Annotated in this window: 14 protein-coding genes; 10 read left to right on the forward strand and 4 right to left on the reverse strand. The window is 35.7% G+C overall.

Annotated features, from left to right (window positions below):
- The first annotated feature begins 216 nt into the window (after window positions 1–216).
- On the forward strand, window positions 217–4,341 hold the full coding sequence (locus AC07N0_RS18460) for a hybrid sensor histidine kinase/response regulator transcription factor (RefSeq protein ID WP_494590416.1): 4,125 nt from the start codon (window positions 217–219) through the stop codon (window positions 4,339–4,341).
- 62 nt (window positions 4,342–4,403) lie between these two features.
- Here AC07N0_RS18460 and AC07N0_RS18465 read toward each other — a convergent pair whose 3' ends face one another.
- Window positions 4,404–4,742, reverse strand: coding sequence for a zinc ribbon domain-containing protein YjdM (locus tag AC07N0_RS18465; protein WP_494590417.1), 339 nt, complete (start codon window positions 4,740–4,742; stop codon window positions 4,404–4,406).
- 270 nt (window positions 4,743–5,012) lie between these two features.
- Here AC07N0_RS18465 and AC07N0_RS18470 point away from each other — a divergent pair, with 270 nt between their 5' ends.
- Window positions 5,013–6,062: an acyltransferase family protein gene (locus tag AC07N0_RS18470; protein ID WP_494590418.1), complete on the forward strand. Its 1,050-nt coding sequence runs from the start codon at window positions 5,013–5,015 to the stop codon at window positions 6,060–6,062.
- 116 nt (window positions 6,063–6,178) lie between these two features.
- Here AC07N0_RS18470 and AC07N0_RS18475 read toward each other — a convergent pair whose 3' ends face one another.
- A complete protein-coding gene (locus tag AC07N0_RS18475) occupies window positions 6,179–6,916 on the reverse strand; it encodes an SDR family oxidoreductase (RefSeq protein ID WP_494590419.1) in 738 nt (245 codons plus the stop codon).
- A gap of 76 nt (window positions 6,917–6,992) precedes the next feature.
- Window positions 6,993–7,562, reverse strand: coding sequence for a Crp/Fnr family transcriptional regulator (locus AC07N0_RS18480; RefSeq protein WP_494590420.1), 570 nt, complete (start codon window positions 7,560–7,562; stop codon window positions 6,993–6,995).
- A 448-nt stretch (window positions 7,563–8,010) separates the two neighbouring features.
- On the opposite strand from AC07N0_RS18480, the gene kdpF reads away from it, so the two are divergent.
- The 7 genes from kdpF (at window position 8,011) to AC07N0_RS18515 (ending at window position 16,680) form a co-directional block, all read left to right on the forward strand.
- Window positions 8,011–8,088, forward strand: a complete 78-nt coding sequence (gene kdpF / locus AC07N0_RS18485; protein WP_407652867.1) for a K(+)-transporting ATPase subunit F — start codon at window positions 8,011–8,013, stop codon at window positions 8,086–8,088.
- A 3-nt stretch (window positions 8,089–8,091) separates the two neighbouring features.
- A complete protein-coding gene (kdpA, locus tag AC07N0_RS18490) occupies window positions 8,092–9,801 on the forward strand; it encodes a potassium-transporting ATPase subunit KdpA (protein WP_494590421.1) in 1,710 nt (569 codons plus the stop codon).
- A 106-nt stretch (window positions 9,802–9,907) separates the two neighbouring features.
- Window positions 9,908–11,953 carry a potassium-transporting ATPase subunit KdpB gene (gene kdpB / locus AC07N0_RS18495; protein ID WP_494590422.1) on the forward strand — a complete coding sequence of 682 codons (2,046 nt, stop codon included), beginning with the start codon at window positions 9,908–9,910 and terminating at the stop codon, window positions 11,951–11,953.
- Window positions 11,954–12,017: 64 nt separating this feature from the next.
- A complete protein-coding gene (locus tag AC07N0_RS18500) occupies window positions 12,018–12,590 on the forward strand; it encodes a K(+)-transporting ATPase subunit C (RefSeq protein ID WP_494590423.1) in 573 nt (190 codons plus the stop codon).
- Window positions 12,591–12,708: 118 nt separating this feature from the next.
- Window positions 12,709–13,788: a porin gene (locus AC07N0_RS18505; RefSeq protein WP_494590424.1), complete on the forward strand. Its 1,080-nt coding sequence runs from the start codon at window positions 12,709–12,711 to the stop codon at window positions 13,786–13,788.
- A 1-nt stretch (window position 13,789) separates the two neighbouring features.
- Window positions 13,790–14,908, forward strand: a complete 1,119-nt coding sequence (locus AC07N0_RS18510) for a sensor protein KdpD (protein ID WP_494590425.1) — start codon at window positions 13,790–13,792, stop codon at window positions 14,906–14,908.
- A 92-nt stretch (window positions 14,909–15,000) separates the two neighbouring features.
- On the forward strand, window positions 15,001–16,680 hold the full coding sequence (locus tag AC07N0_RS18515) for a HAMP domain-containing sensor histidine kinase (RefSeq protein WP_494590426.1): 1,680 nt from the start codon (window positions 15,001–15,003) through the stop codon (window positions 16,678–16,680).
- Window positions 16,681–16,743: 63 nt separating this feature from the next.
- Here the strand turns inward: AC07N0_RS18515 and AC07N0_RS18520 are convergent, their stop codons facing one another.
- Window positions 16,744–17,256: a RidA family protein gene (locus tag AC07N0_RS18520; protein ID WP_494590427.1), complete on the reverse strand. Its 513-nt coding sequence runs from the start codon at window positions 17,254–17,256 to the stop codon at window positions 16,744–16,746.
- 193 nt (window positions 17,257–17,449) lie between these two features.
- Between AC07N0_RS18520 and AC07N0_RS18525 the strand changes: the two genes are divergently transcribed.
- A complete protein-coding gene (locus tag AC07N0_RS18525; RefSeq protein ID WP_494590428.1) occupies window positions 17,450–18,982 on the forward strand; it encodes a SulP family inorganic anion transporter in 1,533 nt (510 codons plus the stop codon).
- The last annotated feature ends 15 nt before the right edge of the window (window positions 18,983–18,997 follow it).

Raw genomic sequence — 18,997 nt, forward strand, 5'->3', positions numbered from 1 at the left:
TCGATATAAATAAAATACTATTAATTATTTTAAAAGTCAAAATTAGAGAGGATATTATGCATACTTTTATCTCAGCAATCATAATTTTGGTGCTATTGTTCTAATTTTGGAGAATTAGGCGTTCTAGCTAAAAAATGATTTATTTTAGATTAAATATTATATAATTAAGACACAGTATTAATGCATCAATTCAATCAGCGTAACGTTATTTTATCATTGACTTCCCTATTCATTTTTTGGCGTTTAGGCTTTTTGACTTACGCGCAAATTCCAAGTTTAAAATTTAAACATATTACCAATGAACAAGGGCTATCGAATAGCACTATCGAAACTATTTATCAAGATAGTCGCGGTTTTATGTGGTTTGGTACCAGAGACGGATTGAATAGGTATGATGGCAATCAAATCGTAGTTTTTAAGAATAATCCAAATGACGAAAAAAGCATAAGTGATAATTACATTACTTACATTCACGAAGACAAAAACAAGACTTTATGGGTAGGTACAATTAACGGATTGAACCGTTTTAATGAACGAAAGAATACCTTTACCAGATTTAAACACAATCCTCAGAAACCACGAAGCATTACTGATAATTATATTACGTGCATTAAAAATGATAGTAAAGGAAGGCTATGGATTTGCACGCGTGGGGGAATAAATCTTTTACAATCTTCTGATGGAAACTTTATCGCTTATCGCAAAAAGCAAAATGTTGATATTTCTCTTAATGATAACCATATCAATTGCTTGTTTGAAGATAGTAGTCATAACCTTTGGGTGGGAACAGAAAGTGGCATTCAACTTTTTGATACCCACAATGGGACTTTCCGAAAAATAGATGCTTTTGCTAATCTTAGCTTTTCGCTAAAAGGATATGCAGTCAATTGTATTAATGAAGACAAACAGGGCAATCTTTTGATAGGAACTAATGGAAATGGCTTGATTATCTATAATCATCAACTAGGTACAATCAAACAATATAGTCATCAGGAAACTCAAGCGAAATCACTTGCCAATAATTTAGTCAAAGCGATTTTGATAGATGATAAAAAAAATATTTGGGTAGGTTGTATTAATGGAGGTTTGAATCTTTTTGATCCAGTTTCAGGGAGTTTTTTAAACTATCAATATCGTCCCGAAGACCCTAATAGTCTTTCGCAGCGAACAGTTTCTGCCCTTTTTGAAGATAATCAAGGAAATCTTTGGGTCGGTACGCACCGTGGGGGGATTAATTTATACATGCCCAAAACCGAAAAATTTACTTTGTTCCGGCAAGAGCCAAACATCAATAGCTTGAGTTATAATGATGTGAAAGCTTTTTGTGAAGACCGTTTAGGTAATATTTGGATTGGGACAGATGGTGGGGGCTTGAATTTATTTAATCGAAAAGACAAATCGTTCAAACATTTTAAATACAGTCCTTTCCATAAAAATACGATTGGCTCTAATGAAGTATTAGATATTAATGAAGATACAAAGGGGAACTTATGGGTAGCAACTTGGGGTGGGGGATTAAGCTTATATAATCGTGCAACGAACACTTTCAGTCGTTTTTTGAATAATCCAGCCGATAAAAATAGTGTTAGTTCAAACTACATTCAGACAATATTTGAAGATAGTAAACAAAACTTATGGATTGCTACTTATTATGGAGGCTTAAATCTTTTTGACCATAAAACAAGCAAATTTACTAGGGTTATCTATGGGAAAAATAACCAGTCACAATTACAAGGGAATAATATCATTTCCATCAACGAAGATAAGAAAGGTAATATCTGGATTGGAACTGATGATGCGGGCTTGAATTGCTTGAATACTGCCACGCAGACTTTTACACATTATTTTAATAATGATAGTAAAAAGCCAGATTTGAGAGTCATTTTTACGGATAAAAGAGGGAGAGTTTGGGTAGGACAAATGGGTCTTTACCTTTTCAACGAGCAACAGAATACTTTCTCTATTTTTACTTCAAAGGCAAACCTTGATACAGAGTTTATCAAGGGAATCGTAGAAGATGATGAAGGGAATTTGTGGATTGCTACTTCTAATGGTATTACAAAGCTCAATCCACAAATGATGAGCATAAAGAAATATAATACTGCCGACGGATTACAAGGACTAGAATTTGAAGCAAATGCCTCTTTGATGACCAAAGATGGACAAGTGTTTTTTGGAGGAGTGAATGGATTCAATACATTTTATCCGCATAAAATTACCACGAATACTTTTACACCGCCTGTTTATATTACTGATTTTCAGCTATTCAATAAAAAAGTAGATATCGGCGAAGATTCTCCTTTGAAACAAGATATTAGTTTTGCTCAATCAATTGACCTTAGTTACAAACAATCAACTTTTTCTTTTGGTTTTGCAGCCCTCAATTATACAGCTTCCGAAAACAATCAATATGCCTATAAATTAGAAAACTGGGATAAGGATTGGATTTATGTAAATAATGAGAAAAAAGCCTCTTATACAAATGTAAGTCCCGGAGATTACACCTTTCATATTAAGGCAACAAACAATGATGGTGTTTGGAATGAAAAAGGTTATACTATTGAGGTAAATATTACGCCTCCTTTTTGGGCTACATGGTGGTTTAAAACATTAGTAGCTTTGTCTATTTTAAGTGGAATAGCAGCCTTCTATAATTTTAAAAGAACGCTTGAAATCCAACAATTAGAGGAACAGAAAAAAGAGGAAATTCACCAAGAACAACTACAGTTTTTTACCAATATTTCTCATGAATTTCGTACACCCTTATCCCTGATATTGGGCCCTTTGGAAAAACTAAAAAGAGAGTTTCCTACTTCGCCAGCTCATCCTTATTATGATTTAATGTACCGAAATGCCAATCGCTTAATTAGCCTTATCAACGAGTTAATGGACTTTAGGAAAGTAGAATCAGGCGTATTGAAATTGAATGTAATGGAAGGAAATGTAAATACTTTTCTAAAAGAGATTTCAGAAGAATTCAGTGATTTGGCAAACGAAAAGAAAATTACTTTTGAAGTTTTTCAAAATAATCAATTGGATGAAACATGGTTCGACCGTCAGATTCTTGAGAAAATAATCATTAACCTTCTCAGTAATGCCTTTAAATATATTGCTAATGGCAAACACATCACCTTAGAGGTAATGGAGTCGCTTGAAAATTATCAACCTAAATATACCAATGAGCTATTAATACCGCATGAATACAAAGGTTCGAGCTATCTATATATCAGGGTGTCAGATGATGGAATAGGTATCTCTAAGGAATCAATGCCTAATTTATTTGAACGATATTATAAAACTACGGAGGCCCATCTGGGTTCAGGTATTGGTTTGGCTTTTGTGAAAAGCCTTACGAAACTTCATAAAGGAAGCATTTGGGTATATAGTGAAAAAGAAAAAGGTAGTGAAATTATTATCGGAATACCTTGTAAAAGAGAGGATTATACTGAAAAAGAGCGATGGATAAAACACAAAGATATTTTGATTAAGCTAGAAAGTATCTCTTCAAAATATGAAGTAGATATTCCTATCAACGAAGAAATTGCTGAAAAAAAATCCTTAAAAGCTACAGAATCATTAGCCAAGCCCACCATTTTGGTAGTTGACGATAATGATGAATTACGAACATTTTTAAAAGAAGCTCTTCATAAAAATTATCATATTTTAGAGGCTATTAATGGACAACTAGGATATGAAAAAGCAAAAGAGTCTTTCCCCGACTTGATTATTAGCGATGTAATGATGCCAGTAATGAATGGGAATCTGTTTTGTAAGAAAGTGAAAGACGACGATGAGATTAGCCATATCCCATTCTTGATGCTTACGGCCAAAGATGCTACAGAATCAAAAATAGAAGGGGTGGAGTCGGGAGCAGATTTTTATTTTTCAAAGCCATTGAGCATAGAATTATTAGAACTGACTATTAAAAATATCTTTATACAGAAACAAAAATTAAAAGAGAAGTATGGTAACGACCAACTTACGGAGATTGTAGAGTTGGCACATTCTCAAAAAGATAAAGCATTTCTTACAGAGTTGATTCAAATGATTGAAGCACATCTGAGTAATCCAGAAATGAATATAGATTATATCTGCGCAGAAATGGGAATGAGTCGTACAAAATTGTATACTAAAGTAAAAGAGCTAACAGGGCAAGCGATTGGTGATTTTATCAGAAGTATTAGATTAAAAAAAGCGGTACAGCTAATGACCCAACAAAATATGCCTATTGCCGAAGTAATGTATAATGTAGGAATTCAGACACAATCGTATTTTACCAAAGCCTTCAAAAATGAATTTGGAAAAACGCCGATGCAATTTTTGAAAGACTTGAAAAAGTAAATGGAAGGGATAGAATAAAAAACATGAGTCATCCTGAATTTTCAGAATGACTCATGTTTTTATTACGCTTTTCTAACAAATTCAGACTTTAAGGCCATCGCACCAAAGCCATCAATTTTACAGTCAATATTATGGTCGCCATCAGTAAGACGAATATTTTTTACTTTAGTCCCCGCTTTAATGGCTTTAGGAGCGCCCTTGACAGGTAAATCTTTGATGACAACGACAGTGTCACCGTCTTTAAGCTCATTACCATTTGAATCTACTATTTTCGAACCCGCATCTTCGGTTTCTACTTCATCAGGATTCCATTCATAGAAGCATTCAGGACACACTAATAGCGAATCGCTTGGATAAGTGTACTCACAATTACATTTGGGGCAAGGTGAAAATTCAGACATGAAATTAATTTAATAATGATGATTTTACTCGGTTAGATAATTCAATAAGCTACAAAAGTAAGCATATTTCATTAATAAGTCTGTAAACGCTGAATCATAAATAGCTACGACTGAATTTCTTATTACTCTGAAGCTATAATAGCATTAACCCTATAAAAACCCCTATAAAATGCTGAAGATGTCTTATATTTCGCTTTGAATAAATATGCGAAAAGAGTTCAAAGTAATATTTTACTGATAAAGTTCTCTTAAAGCCTAAAACAAAAAATAATGATAAAAAACAAACCACATTTTGAAGTATTAGATGGATTGAGAGGAATAGCAGCTTTGTGTGTAGTTGTATTTCATTTTGCTGAATGTGTATATACCGATTATAGTAAAAACTTTATAGGACATGGTCATTTAGCTGTTGATTTTTTCTTTTGCCTTTCAGGATTTGTAATAGGCTATGCCTACGATGATAGAATCGAACAAATGGGAAAGTTAGCTTTTTTCAAAGCTCGATTAATTCGGTTACACCCTTTGGTAGTAATAGGAACGTTATTAGGAGTAATAGGTTTTCTTTGCAGTCCGTGGACAAATGTTGTGAGTAATTATACTTTTGGAAAGATATTTTTGTTAGCAATAGGGTCTATTTTTGTGATACCACTTCCGTTGATGGAAGACCGTTTCTTTAATTTATTTGGTTTTAATGCTCCTGCTTGGTCGTTATTCTGGGAATATGTTGCCAATATTTTATACGCCTTTTTATTACATAAAATTAGTCGTCGTTTATTGAGTGTGCTAGTAGTCCTAACGGCTATAATCCTTGGAGTGGTAAGTTATCGTGCTGGAAATCTAGTAGGAGGATGGAGCAAAAACAATTTTTGGGACGGAGGGGCACGCTTGGCATATTCCTTTTTGGCAGGGTTATTAATCAATAGAAGTCAATGGATTATTCGAAATAAACTTGGGTTTATAAGCTTAACAATGATGCTAGTAGTTGCTTTTATGATACCCGTCTTTGCTAATAATTGGCTAGTTGAACTTTTAATAGTAGTGTTTTACTTCCCATTACTTATCGCTTTAGGAGCAGGCACTAAATTATCTTCCATAACACAAAAGGTTTGTCAGTTTTCGGGAGAACTTTCTTATCCACTTTACATGACTCACTATGCATTTATATGGATTTTTGCTAGTTATTTATCTCATTTTAAGCCAGATATTACCCAAATTACTTGGGTAATTGTGGGAGGCACTTGCTTTTTAGTGCTTTGGGCAACAGGCATTATGGTATTTATTGATAAGCCTATTAGAAAGTATTTAGTAGCCAAAAAGTGAGGTACTTTATATTCCTAAGCTGAAAGTTTCAGAACAACTTAAACGTTGAGCTGTCAAGTCTAATTCTTATCCTTAGCGAGTGACTTAAGTCACTCGCTAAGGATAAGAATTACTTTTTACCAAGGACTTATTCCTGTTTCATCCTCTATGTCATTGCTGTAAAACTGTCCTGTCGGAGCGTTCTCATCTGTTAATGTATGTTTAATGATAAAAGTCGCCGCACTTTCTACTGTTCCTGGTCCACTATGGTGGTTAAAATCAGTGGCAGTATAGCCTGGATCAATCGCATTTACTTTAAATGACAAGTCTTTTAACTCAAAAGCCAATACTACAGTATAAGCGTTTAACGCAGTTTTAGACGTTCCGTAGCTTGCTGATTTAAAAGGGTAGTATTTCCAATTCGGGTCGCTATGTAATGTCAAAGAGCCAAGCCCCGAAGTAATATTACTAATCCGTGGACTATCAGATTTTTTGAGCAGTTCCAAAAATATTTGTGTCACCCTAATAACCCCAAAGAAATTGGTGTTAAATACTTTTTGAATATCATCAATGGAAGTCTCTGAAGCAGTTTGAGGAAAATCTCCGCTTATCCCTGCGTTATTTATCAAAATGTCTAATTTACCTTGTTCGTTTTCGATACTATTTTTAGCAGCAACAATTGAATCAAGATTAGTAACATCTATTGCAATCGCTTTGATGTTCTGAAATCCATCTTCTTTTAGTGTTGTTACAACTGCTTCTCCTTTTTCAAGGTCACGTGTTCCTAAATAAACGAACAAGCCTTTTTGTGAAAGTTGTTTTGCTATTTCTAAACCAATACTTCTATTGGCTCCTGTAATTAATACTGATTTCATTTTTGTTGTTTTTAAATTGATGATGCAAGTTGCATCGTTTAAAAATGAAATCATTTGCCATTTGGCAAAAAGCGATTTAGCGGATATTTTTTCTAATTCTGCTTAGTGAAGATTGAGTAATGCCTAAATAAGAAGCGATGTAAGAAAGCGGAATACGGTTCACAACAGTAGGGTATCTTTCCATGAACTTCAAATAGCGTGTTGTAGCGTCTTCTGAAACCAAAGGACTTCTTCGTTCTACTTTTTGCATTAATGCTTTTAAAATAATTTTATGCACAATAGCATCCCAACCGACAATGGTGTTGAGCAATTCTTGCCAATCTTTTTTTGAAAAAATGATGATTCTGCAATCAGTAATGGCTTGCACATAAACAGTTGAAGGAAGTTCATTATCAAAGCTCTCAAAATCTACAAGGATATTATTTTCTTCAATAAAGTATTTAGTAATTTCTTCGCCTTTATTGTTATAATAACAAACGCGAGTAATACCCTCTAACATAAAGCCAACGTGCCGAAAAGTTTTACCTGCTTCTGAAAAATATTCGTCTTTATGAAGCACTATTTCCTTGGCTTTGGTAGCAATGAAGTCAATTTGCTGTTGGTTCAAATTTCCAAATCGCAATAAATATTCTATCAATTCTTTCATGATAGCAAGTTAGTCAAAGTTATCTTCTCTGGATTTGCCATTTGGCAAAAAATGTGTGTAAATATCAACTCATGGCATGACTATAAGATAATTTGAATCTAAACAAAACACTCCTCAGTCATGCCATGAGTATGCTCGACGGGTTTAAAGCCGACGCTTAAGAAAAATAACTCCTTTCCATTCTGACAAAAAACCTTCCATTTTGGAAGGGTTTTTTATTACTCAAAAATCATCCAAAAATATATCTTATTGATTTTCAGTGAGTAACAATTCTCTTCCTTTTCTTGGCTCATATTTTGGCATAAGGTTATCAAATAAAAAACTAAAACCATGATGACTTTCATTCTTTTACTCGCTGGGCTTTTATGCTTCGCATTCTTTTTAAAAGCCATAGATTTTTTTGAAAACATTTAACCTTAAACGAATCTAAAAATTCTTATAAATCATGATGACAGCCCTCTTTGCACTATCCATCGCCGTATTTGGCTATTTGTGTTATGTTTTATTAAAACCAGAAAAATTCTAAGCAATGAATACTGAAATTTTAGGAGTAATCCTCACCTTTATCCTCACGATAGCTTGTGCTATTCCATTGGGGAAATATATCGCAAAAGTTTTTGGTAGCGAGGCTACTTTTCTCGACTCAATTTTCAATCCTATTGAAAAACTTTTCTTTAAGTTTTCAGGTATCAATCCTAAACAAGAGATGACTTGGAAACAGCATTTAGTAGCCCTCTTGACGATTAATTTACTATGGTTTTTCTGGGCAATGTTTGTACTAATGAACCAAAGTTGGTTGCCTTGGAACCCAGACGGAAACCCATCGATGTCAGCAGATTTAGCCTTTAATACAGCTATTTCATTTTTATCAAATACCAATTTACAGCATTATTCAGGCGAAAGTGGGATGTCTTATTTAGGACAAATTTCTTGTCTTACTTTATTCCAATTTATCTCTGCTGGTGCTGGTATGGCTGTTTGTGCGATGGTATTTAATGCCATGAAAGAACGTACTACTGATAAACTAGGCAACTTTTACAATTATTTCCTCAAAGCCTGTACACGCATTTTATTGCCACTTTCTTTAGTTGTTGCGTTGGTTGTTTTATACAATGGCACACCGATGAACGTAGAAGGTAAAGCTTCATTTATATCAATGCAAGGCGATACTGTGCAGGTTTCTCGTGGTCCTGCTGCGGCTATGATAGGTATTAAACAAATAGGAACAAATGGTGGTGGGTATTTTGGCGTAAACTCTGCTCACCCACTCGAAAATCCCAACTACCTAACCAATATTGTAGAAGTAGGCAGTATCCTGTTGATTCCGATAGCGATGGTTTTTGCTTTGGGCTATTATTTAAAACGTAAAAAATTAGCCTATACCATTTTTGGAGTAATGACACTTGGTTTTCTGTTGTTCTTGATTCCGTCTATCTATTTAGAAATGAAAGGAAGTACTGATATTTCGACAATGGGGATTACCCAACAACTAGGCAGTATGGAAGGCAAAGAAGTCCGTTTTGGCCCTGCGGCATCTGCCTATTGGGGTATTGCTACAACAGTTACCTCAAATGGTTCAGTGAATGCTATGCACGATAGCTTTACGCCACTAACGGGGATGTTCACGATGTTGGGTATGATGATTAATGCACTATATGGTGGGGTAGGAGTAGGGTTCTTGAACTTCTATATTTTTATCATCATTGCGGTATTTATTTCAGGCTTAATGGTTGGGCGTACACCTGAGTTTCTGGGCAAGAAAATAGAAGCAAAAGAAATGAAAATCGCAACGATTATCGCTTTGCTTCACTCGCTGATGATTTTGGGTGCAACGGCTCTATCTTCTTATGTCTTTGTTAAAAATCCAGATATTGGCTGGTTAAATAACCCTGGTTTTCATGGCTTTTCAGAAATGCTGTATGAATATACCTCTTCTGCTGCCAACAATGGTTCTGGTTTTGAAGGGCTAGGCGACAACACCGTTTGGTGGAACGTTACCTGTGGTATTGTAATGGTAATCAGTAGGTTTTTGCCAATTATTGGCCCAGTAGCCATTGCAGGAATTTTAGCTAATAAAAAATATATTCCTGAAAGTGCAGGTACTTTAAAAACCGATACTGGAACATTTGGATTGATGGTTTTTGCCGTAATTTTTATCGTAGCAGCCCTATCATTCTTCCCAGCACTGACATTAGGACCAATTGCGGAATATTTTACAGCTTTTAGCTCTAAGCCTTGAGCGATAAGCTTTCAGACTTCGGATTTGCATATAATGCAAAAAAAATAAAATACTTAAAAATACTCAAAGCTGATAGCTCAAGGCTCACAGCTTAAAGCTTACTCCAATGAAAACCCAACCAACTTCGCTTTTTCAAGCAGATTTAGTCAAGGAAGCACTTAGTGCTTCTTTTGTAAAGCTAAATCCAACAATAATGTTCCGCAACCCTGTCATGTTTACCGTTGAATTAGGAACGCTAGTGATGCTATTTGTTACGATTTATAGTATCAACAATACAGATCAAGGCTCATTTGCTTATAATCTAACGGTTTTAATCATCTTATTGCTAACCCTTTTATTTGCCAATTTTGCCGAAGCCATCGCCGAAGCAAGAGGTAAAGCCCAAGCTGATTCTCTCCGTAAAACCCGAGAAGAAACACCAGCCAAACTAATTCGTTCGGTTGGGGAAATGTATTTGAACGAGATTCAAATCGTAAATTCAGCTCAGTTGAAAAAAGGAGATGTTTTTGTGTGTGAAGCAGGAGATATTATTCCTACCGATGGTGAAATCATTGAAGGCTTGGCTACTATTGATGAGTCGGCCATTACGGGGGAATCTGCCCCAGTCATTCGTGAGTCAGGTGGTGATAAATCATCTGTAACGGGTGGTACAAAGGTGCTTTCTGATAAAATTAAAGTAATTGTTACGACAGAACCTGGTGAAAGCTTTTTGGATAAAATGATTGCTTTGGTAGAAGGAGCTTCTCGTCAGAAAACGCCCAATGAAATAGCTTTGACAATCCTTTTGGCTGGCTTTACCCTTATTTTTATCATTGTCTGTGTAGCCCTTAAACCTTTTGCAGATTATGCTAACACACCCATAACGATTGCGGCTTTTATATCACTATTTGTTTGTTTAATTCCTACTACTATCGGCGGTTTACTTTCTGCAATTGGGATTGCTGGTATGGACAGAGCTTTACGGGCAAACGTAATTACAAAGTCGGGTAAGGCGGTTGAAACAGCAGGAGACATTGATGTTTTGTTGTTGGATAAAACAGGTACTATCACCATCGGTAACCGTAAAGCAACTAATTTTTATGCAGCAAATGGCACAGATAATAAAACGTTTATGAATGCCACGATTTTGAGTTCTTTAGCAGATGATACTCCCGAAGGTAAATCGATTATTGAACTGGCGGCTAGTCATGGTTTAAAGATTCCAGTACTACAAAGTGATGTAGAATTAATAAAATTCACGGCTGAGACTCGTTCATCAGGCGTAAATATGCCAAACGGAACACGTATTCGTAAAGGTGCTTTTGATTCTATGAGAAAACTTGCTGAAAATGCAGGCAATACTTTCCCTGCTGAAATTACTGATAAAGTAAAATTCATCGCCAGTAACGGAGGGACACCGTTGGTAGTAACTGAAAACGAAAAAGTGTTGGGTGTTATCGAACTACAGGATATTATCAAACCGGGTATTCAAGAACGTTTTGAACGTTTGCGTAAAATGGGTATCAAAACGGTAATGGTAACTGGTGATAACCCTCTGACAGCTAAATACATTGCTGAGAAAGCAGGGGTAGATGATTTTATCGCTGAAGCCAAACCAGAAGATAAAATGAATTATATCAAAGCCGAACAAGCAAGTGGTAAACTAGTAGCCATGATGGGCGATGGTACGAACGATGCTCCTGCTTTAGCTCAGTCTGATGTAGGTGTAGCCATGAACTCTGGTACGGTGGCTGCCAAAGAAGCTGGTAACATGGTGGATTTAGATAATGACCCTACTAAACTGATTGAGATTGTAGAAATAGGTAAGCAATTATTAATGACCCGTGGTACATTAACTACGTTCTCGATTGCCAACGACGTAGCCAAGTACTTTGCCATTGTGCCAGCGTTGTTTATTGCTAGTATCCCAAGCTTACAGGGGCTCAATATTATGCACTTGCATTCGCCAGAAAGTGCCATTTTATCAGCTGTGATTTTTAATGCATTGATTATTCCTGCTTTAATTCCCTTGGCTTTAAGAGGGGTTGATTATAAGCCTATCGGAGCGAGTGCTTTATTAAGAAGAAACTTATTGATTTACGGTGTTGGTGGTCTTGTCATTCCTTTTATCGGAATTAAAGTATTGGATTTAGCAGTTGGATTATTTTTCTAAGGAAAAGAAAAACCATTTTCAAATCACCACATCTTCAAATTTTCAAATTCATTTTATTCAGACAATGAAAACTCAATTATTCCCAGCACTTAAACTCACATTGATGTGTTTATTGCTATTCGTTATTATTTATCCTTTAGTGGTTTTAGGCTTTGCACAGTTTGCTCCTAGCAAAGGTAAAGTGCCTTTTGTTGAGTATCATGGAAGAATTGTTGGAGCGGATAATATCGGTCAGAAGTTTGACCAAGACCAGTATTTTAATAGCCGTCCTTCGGCTGTGAGTTACAATGCTGCTGGTTCTGGGGGGTCAAACAAAGGGACTACAAACCCTGATTATTTGGCACAAGTACAGGCTCGTATTGATACCTTTTTGGTGCATAATCCAACCGTTCTTAAAGCTGAGATTCCATCTGAATTAGTAACAGCTTCAGGTAGTGGACTAGACCCACACCTTTCACCAAAAGGTGCTTTGGTACAGGTAGATAGAATTGCCAAAATCAGAAATATATCAAAAGAAAAATTAATAGCCTTAGTAAATGCTCAAACCGAAAAGCCTCTTTTGGGTTTGTTCGGAACAGAAAAAGTAAATGTATTAAAATTGAATATTGCTCTACAAGCTTTGAGCCGTGAGCCATAAGCTTTGAGCAAGGAGTAGTGAGTAATTATATCTCAATGCTCATCACTCAAAGCTGATAGCTCACAGCTAAACCTATAAAACTATGAGATAAAACAATTCACAAAAACAATCTCATATCATGAAAACTATTTATTTTACTTTGATTGCCTTGTTCGTTTTTCAAACAAGTATTTTTGGACAAACTGAAAGTAAACCAAGCATTACTTGGTCGGCTTATCTGGAAACCTATTATGTTTATGATTTTAATCAACCAGCTAATCATGAAAGACCAAGCTTTTTGTATAATCATAACCGACACAATGAGTTTAATTTGAATCTGGGTTTTATCAAAGGCAGTTATAGTACCGAAAACACCCGTGCCAATTTAGCCTTGATGGCTGGTACGTATGCACAGTATAATTTAGCGGCCGAACCATCACTTTTGCAACACGTTTTCGAAGCCAATATTGGTGTAAAGCTATCTAAAAACAAAAACCTTTGGTTAGATGCAGGTATTATGCCATCGCACATTGGTTTTGAAAGTGCTATTTCAAACGATTGTTGGACATTAACCCGAAGTATTTTAGCAGAAAATACGCCTTATTACGAGTCTGGGGCTAAAGTTACTTTTATCAATCAAGATAATCGATGGATGCTTTCAGGCTTAGTATTGAATGGTTGGCAGAGAATAAAACGTCCAGATGGTAACCAAACACTTGCTTTAGGTACACAAGTACAGTTTAAACCCAATGATAAAACTACCCTGAATTGGAGTACTTTTATAGGTAATGATAAACCTAGTAATAAAAAGCAAGAAAGATACTTTTCAAACCTTTATGGAATATTTCAAGTATCTACAAAATGGGGTCTGATTGCAGGGTTTGACTATGGTTTAGAACAAGCGTCAACAGGTTCGTCAGATTATAACACTTGGTACAGTCCTGTTGCTATTTTAAAATACACACCCAATGCTCAGTGGTCTGGGGCAGTTCGCTGGGAGTATTATCAGGATAAAAATGGCGTTATTATTGCCACTAATACACCTAATGGTTTTCAGACAAGCGGATATTCGCTTAATGTAGATTATAAAGCCAGTGATAATATCCTTTGGCGAATAGAAGGAAGATTATTAGAAAGTAAAGACAATATTTTTATCAAAGAAGGGCAAACCGTAAAGGATAATTTTTCATTGAATACCTCAATCGCTATCTCAATTTAAGATGCAAAAAGAGCAGTCAGCAGCATATTTTCTTGAACTAATCCGTCAGTCGAAGCGGGGGAAGTTTAAAATATACATTGGCATGAGTGCTGGTGTGGGCAAAACATTTAGAATGTTGCAAGAAGCCCACACCTTGCTTCGTAACAATGTCAATATAAAAATTGGTTATGTCGAAACTCATAACCGAGCAGAAACCCATGCTTTGCTAGAAGGTATTCCGATTATTCCACGGCGAAAACTTTTTTATAAAGGCAAGGAATTAGAGGAAATGGACGTTCAAACAATTATCAATCAACGTCCCGAAATTGCTATTGTTGACGAGCTGGCTCATACCAATATAGAAGGCTCGAAGAACGAAAAACGTTGGCAGGATGTCATGGAGATTTTGAATGCTGGCATCAATGTTATTTCTGCGGTTAATATTCAACACCTTGAAAGCCTTAACGATGAAGTAAAGAAAATTACGAATGTAGAAGTAACAGAAAGAGTACCCGATTGGGTTTTGCAACAAGCTGACGAAGTAGTAAACATTGACTTAACGGCTGATGAACTAATTACACGGTTGAAAGAAGGTAAAATCTACGATTTGAAAAAAGTAGAAACAGCCTTGAATAATTTCTTTCAGCCCTCTAAGCTTTTGCAGTTGCGAGAATTAGCCTTGAAAGAGGTAGCTCATCAGGTAGAGAGAAAGGTATTTAATGAAGTAGCGAGCAGTAAGTTCACACACGAACGATTCTTGGCTTGTATCAGTTCTAATGCCAATACTTCTAAAAATATTATTCGAAAAACAGCTCGTTTAGCATCGCATTACGATTCTAAATGGTTTGTTTTGTATGTACAAAGACCTTCGGAAGCGAGTGATAAAATAAATTTAGCTACTCAGCGACATTTGATTAACAACCTAAAACTAGCTACTGAATTAGGAGCGGAAGTTATCAGAATACAAAGTGATTCGGTGGCAAAAAGCATTGTAGAAGTAGCTGAAAAATATGAAATCACAACGATTTGTATCGGGAAGCCACATTTTAGTTTATTCAGAATTATCTTGGCGACGAATTTATTCAATCAGTTACTGAAAAAACTATCGTCCTCAGATATTGATATTGTTATTTTAAGTTAAATAGATTACTCATTAATGGTTGTCTATTATTTCACTGGCAGGCAATCAAAAAAAGCTGAAAGCTCATTGCTCACAACTCACAGCTAATTACCATGAAAATCAAAGCAAAACTTCAACTGGGATTATTCTTCCTATTTTCTGTCATCGTGCTGTTGGGTGGCATGGGAACTTATTACCTTAATCAGCTTAAAGCAGATTCCAGTAAAATTCTGCGTGACAATATTGAGTCATTAGAGTATGTGCAAGGTATGCAGGTAATCTTGAATACTTGGACACCCGACCAAGCAAAGCAAAAGACATTTGAGCAATTATTGGATAAACAAGCACATAACGTAACCGAAGTCGGCGAAAAAGAAGCTACACAGACATTAAGAAACGAGTATATAGCCTTCAAGAAAGATGCCTCAGCCACGCATTTGACAAAACTCAACCAAGCATTATTTAAAATCGCTGAATTGAATCAACAAGGGATTATCAGGAAAAATGATTTAGCCCTAAAAACGGCAGAGAATGCAAGTAATTACCTAAAAACAGTGGCTATCGTTTGTATGTTATTGACCTTCACCTTTATCGTCAACTTCCCATCTTATATTGCTAATCCTATCAAAGCACTCACAAAAGGGATTCAAGAAATTACGAATAAGAATTATGAACAACGGCTACATTTTTCTTCGGAAGATGAGTTTGGAGAATTGGCTTCTGCATTTAATTCAATGGCAGAAAAATTGAACGAATATGAACACTCAAATCTGGCTAAGATATTGTTTGAAAAGAGTAGGATAGAAGCCATTATTAATAACCTGAATGATGCCGTAATTGGGTTAGATGAAAAGAATAGAATACTGTTCGTCAATATTGTAGCGATTAAAATGTTGAATGTACAAGCCGATGATTTAATAGGTAATTATGCTCCAGACATCGCACTTTATAATGATTTATTAAGAACACTTTTGAATGAAAAAGACGGCAACAAAGAAATTAAAATCTATGCCGACGAGCGGGAAAGTTATTTTACTAAAGAAAGCCTAGTCGTAGAAAGTAATGATAAAGTATTAGGAAAAGTAATTTTATTAAAGAATATCACTCGTTTTCATGAATTGGACGAAGCCAAAACTAATTTTATCGCTACCATTTCGCATGAATTAAAAACCCCTATTTCAGCCATTAAGATGAGTCTGAAATTATTGGAAAACGAGAAAGTAGGTACCTTGAATACTGAACAAAGCCAATTATTAGAAAACATCAAATCAGACAGCCAAAGATTATTGAATATAACAGGTGAATTATTGGATTTAACCCAAGTAGAAAGTGGTAAAATTTCTTTGACCATGCAAGAGGTTGAGCCACATAAAATTATAGAATACGCTACTTCGGCAGTGCAATTTCAGGCTCAACAAAGTAATATTGAACTTGAAGTACAACTTTCGGGTAATCTTCCAAAAGTGCAAGCTGATGCAGAAAAAACAGCTTGGATTTTGGTAAATCTATTAACAAATGCCATTCGATACAGCCCTGAAAATAGTAAAATTATTGTTTCTGCCATTCGTCAAAACAATATCGTGATTTTTACGGTAAAAGATTTTGGAAAAGGTATTGCAATGGAATACCTAGAAAAAATATTTGACAAATATTTTCAAACACCTGATAGCCAGAAGGGTACAGGGTTAGGATTGGCCATTGCCCGACAGTTCATTGAAGCTCAAAACGGACATATCTGGGTAGAGTCTGTCGTTGGTGAAGGCAGTACTTTTTACTTTTCGTTGAGGGTTTAGTGTTGTTTCTTGTAGCTTTAGGAATTAAATAACCCCAAAGCTACATAAAGAACGAATTAAACGTTATTCTACTTCTACAACCATTTCAATTTCAACCGCCATATTTAAAGGTAAAGCACTTACTCCTACAGCAGAACGTGCGTGCTTCCCTTTTTCTCCGAATACCTGAATCATCAAATTTGAGCATCCATTGATTACTTTAGGATGATCAAAAAATTGACTGTCGCTATTCACGAATCCTACTATTTTTACGATTCTTTTTACTTTGCTTAAATCGCCTAGTGTGGCTTTTAATACCGCTAATTGGTGAGTAGCAGCTAGTTCTGCGGCTTTGGCTCCTTCTTCTATGGTTAAGTCTTTCCCTAATTTTCCTGTGATATATTCTCCACTTGTTTTTAAAGGACCTTTTCCTGACAGAAATAATAAATTTCCTGTACGCACTACATTAACGTAACTGGCAATGGGTTGTCCTACGGCTGGTAAAGTAATGCCTAGTTTGGCTAAATTTTCTTCTGGCGTTTGGGCAAACGTTTGAAGACTAAGGAATAAAGCGAGGAAAAGAAGAATTTTCTTCATGAAGATTGTTGTTTTAGTAAGGATGAACAATACTCAAATATTGTTTAAAATTATTAGATATTCAAGCACATTGTAAGGACTAAGCATTTATTAAGCATGTGTTTTGGGCAGCATGGACTAATTTTTGATTCCAAAACCTTAAGACTTACCTTTGCTTTTATAATAAAGAGCATCATATTGTAAAATATAAATAATGATTAAGTATTTAAATATTTTTGATTTTTCAAAAAAGGTAGATTATAAAGTAGAAATATTAGCAGGACTCACCGTTGCCATGACGATGATTCCAGAATCGCTTTCTTTTGCTATATTAGCAGGGTTTCCACCGTTGATGGGTTTGTATGCAGCTTTTATTATGGGTTTTGTAACGGCTATTTTCGGAGGAAGACCAGGTTTAGTCTCGGGCGGGGCGGGTGCAACGGTAATTGTACTTATTGCTTTAATGCAATCGCATGGATTAGAATATGTTTTTGGGGCAATTGTTATCGCAGGGATTGTCCAAATAATGGTAGGCTTGTTTAAACTTGGTAAGTTTATTCGCTTAGTACCCCAGCCCGTCATGTTTGGTTTTGTCAATGGTTTGGCTGTGGTTATTTTTATGGCACAAATTGAGCAGTTCAAAACAATTGTTAATGGACAATCAGTCTGGTTATCATCGACACCCTTATACACCATGTTGGCTTTGGTGGCTTTAACAATTGCTATTGTTTTAATTTTCCCTAAAATCAGCAAAGCCGTTCCTGCTTCCTTAATGGCTATCATTGTCGTTGGGATAGGGGTATTCGTTTTTAATATTGAAACCAAAACAGTCAAAGATATTGCCTCTGTGTCGGGTGGATTTCCACCTTTTCATCTTCCTAATATTCCTTTTACATTTGAAACCTTACAAATTATTTTTCCTTATGGTTTAATCATGGCTGGTGTAGGTTTAACCGAAGGATTACTGACGCTGAATGTGGTTGACGAGCTTACTCAAACCAAAGGGAATGGTAACAGGGAATCTTTGGCACAAGGAGCAGCCAATATTTTAAATGGCTTCTTCTTTGGCATGGGCGGTTGCCCAATGATTGCCCAAACGTTGGTAAATATTTCAGCAGGTTCCAGAGCCCGCCTTTCAGGGATTATTGCTTCGCTAGCTATTTTATCAGTGATTCTTTTTGCCTCACCCCTTATTGAAAGCTTGCCAATGGCGGCACTTACTGGTGTGATGATTATGGTAGCAATTGGTACATTTGAATGGATGAGTTTTAAAATCATCAATAAGATGCCAAATCAAGATATTTTTATTGGAGTGTTGGTAGCGGGCATTACCATTTGGTTTCATAATTTGGCTTTGGCGGTATTAATAGGCGTTATAATGTCTGCTTTATCTTTTGCTTGGGAAAGTGCCAAACGCATCAGAGCCAGAAAATACATTGATGATAAAGGCGTAAAACATTATGCTATTTATGGACCGCTGTTCTTTGGTTCAACTACTGCTTTTATAGAGAAATTTGATGTTGTAAACGACCCGAACGAAGTAGTCATTGATTTTGCAGAAAGTAGAATTGCTGATATGAGTGCCATAGAGGCAGTTAATAAAATTACTGAGCGTTATGCTCAACACAATAAAACAGTAAAACTTACTCACCTCAGTCCTGATTCCAGAGCATTGCTAGCAAGAGCTGATAAAGTAATTGAAGTAAATATTCTGGAAGACCCTACTTATCAAGTGGTAGAGGATTGAGTTTTTACGCTAATA

It is taken from the genome of Arcicella sp. GW821-FHT09D11 (genome assembly GCF_059416265.1).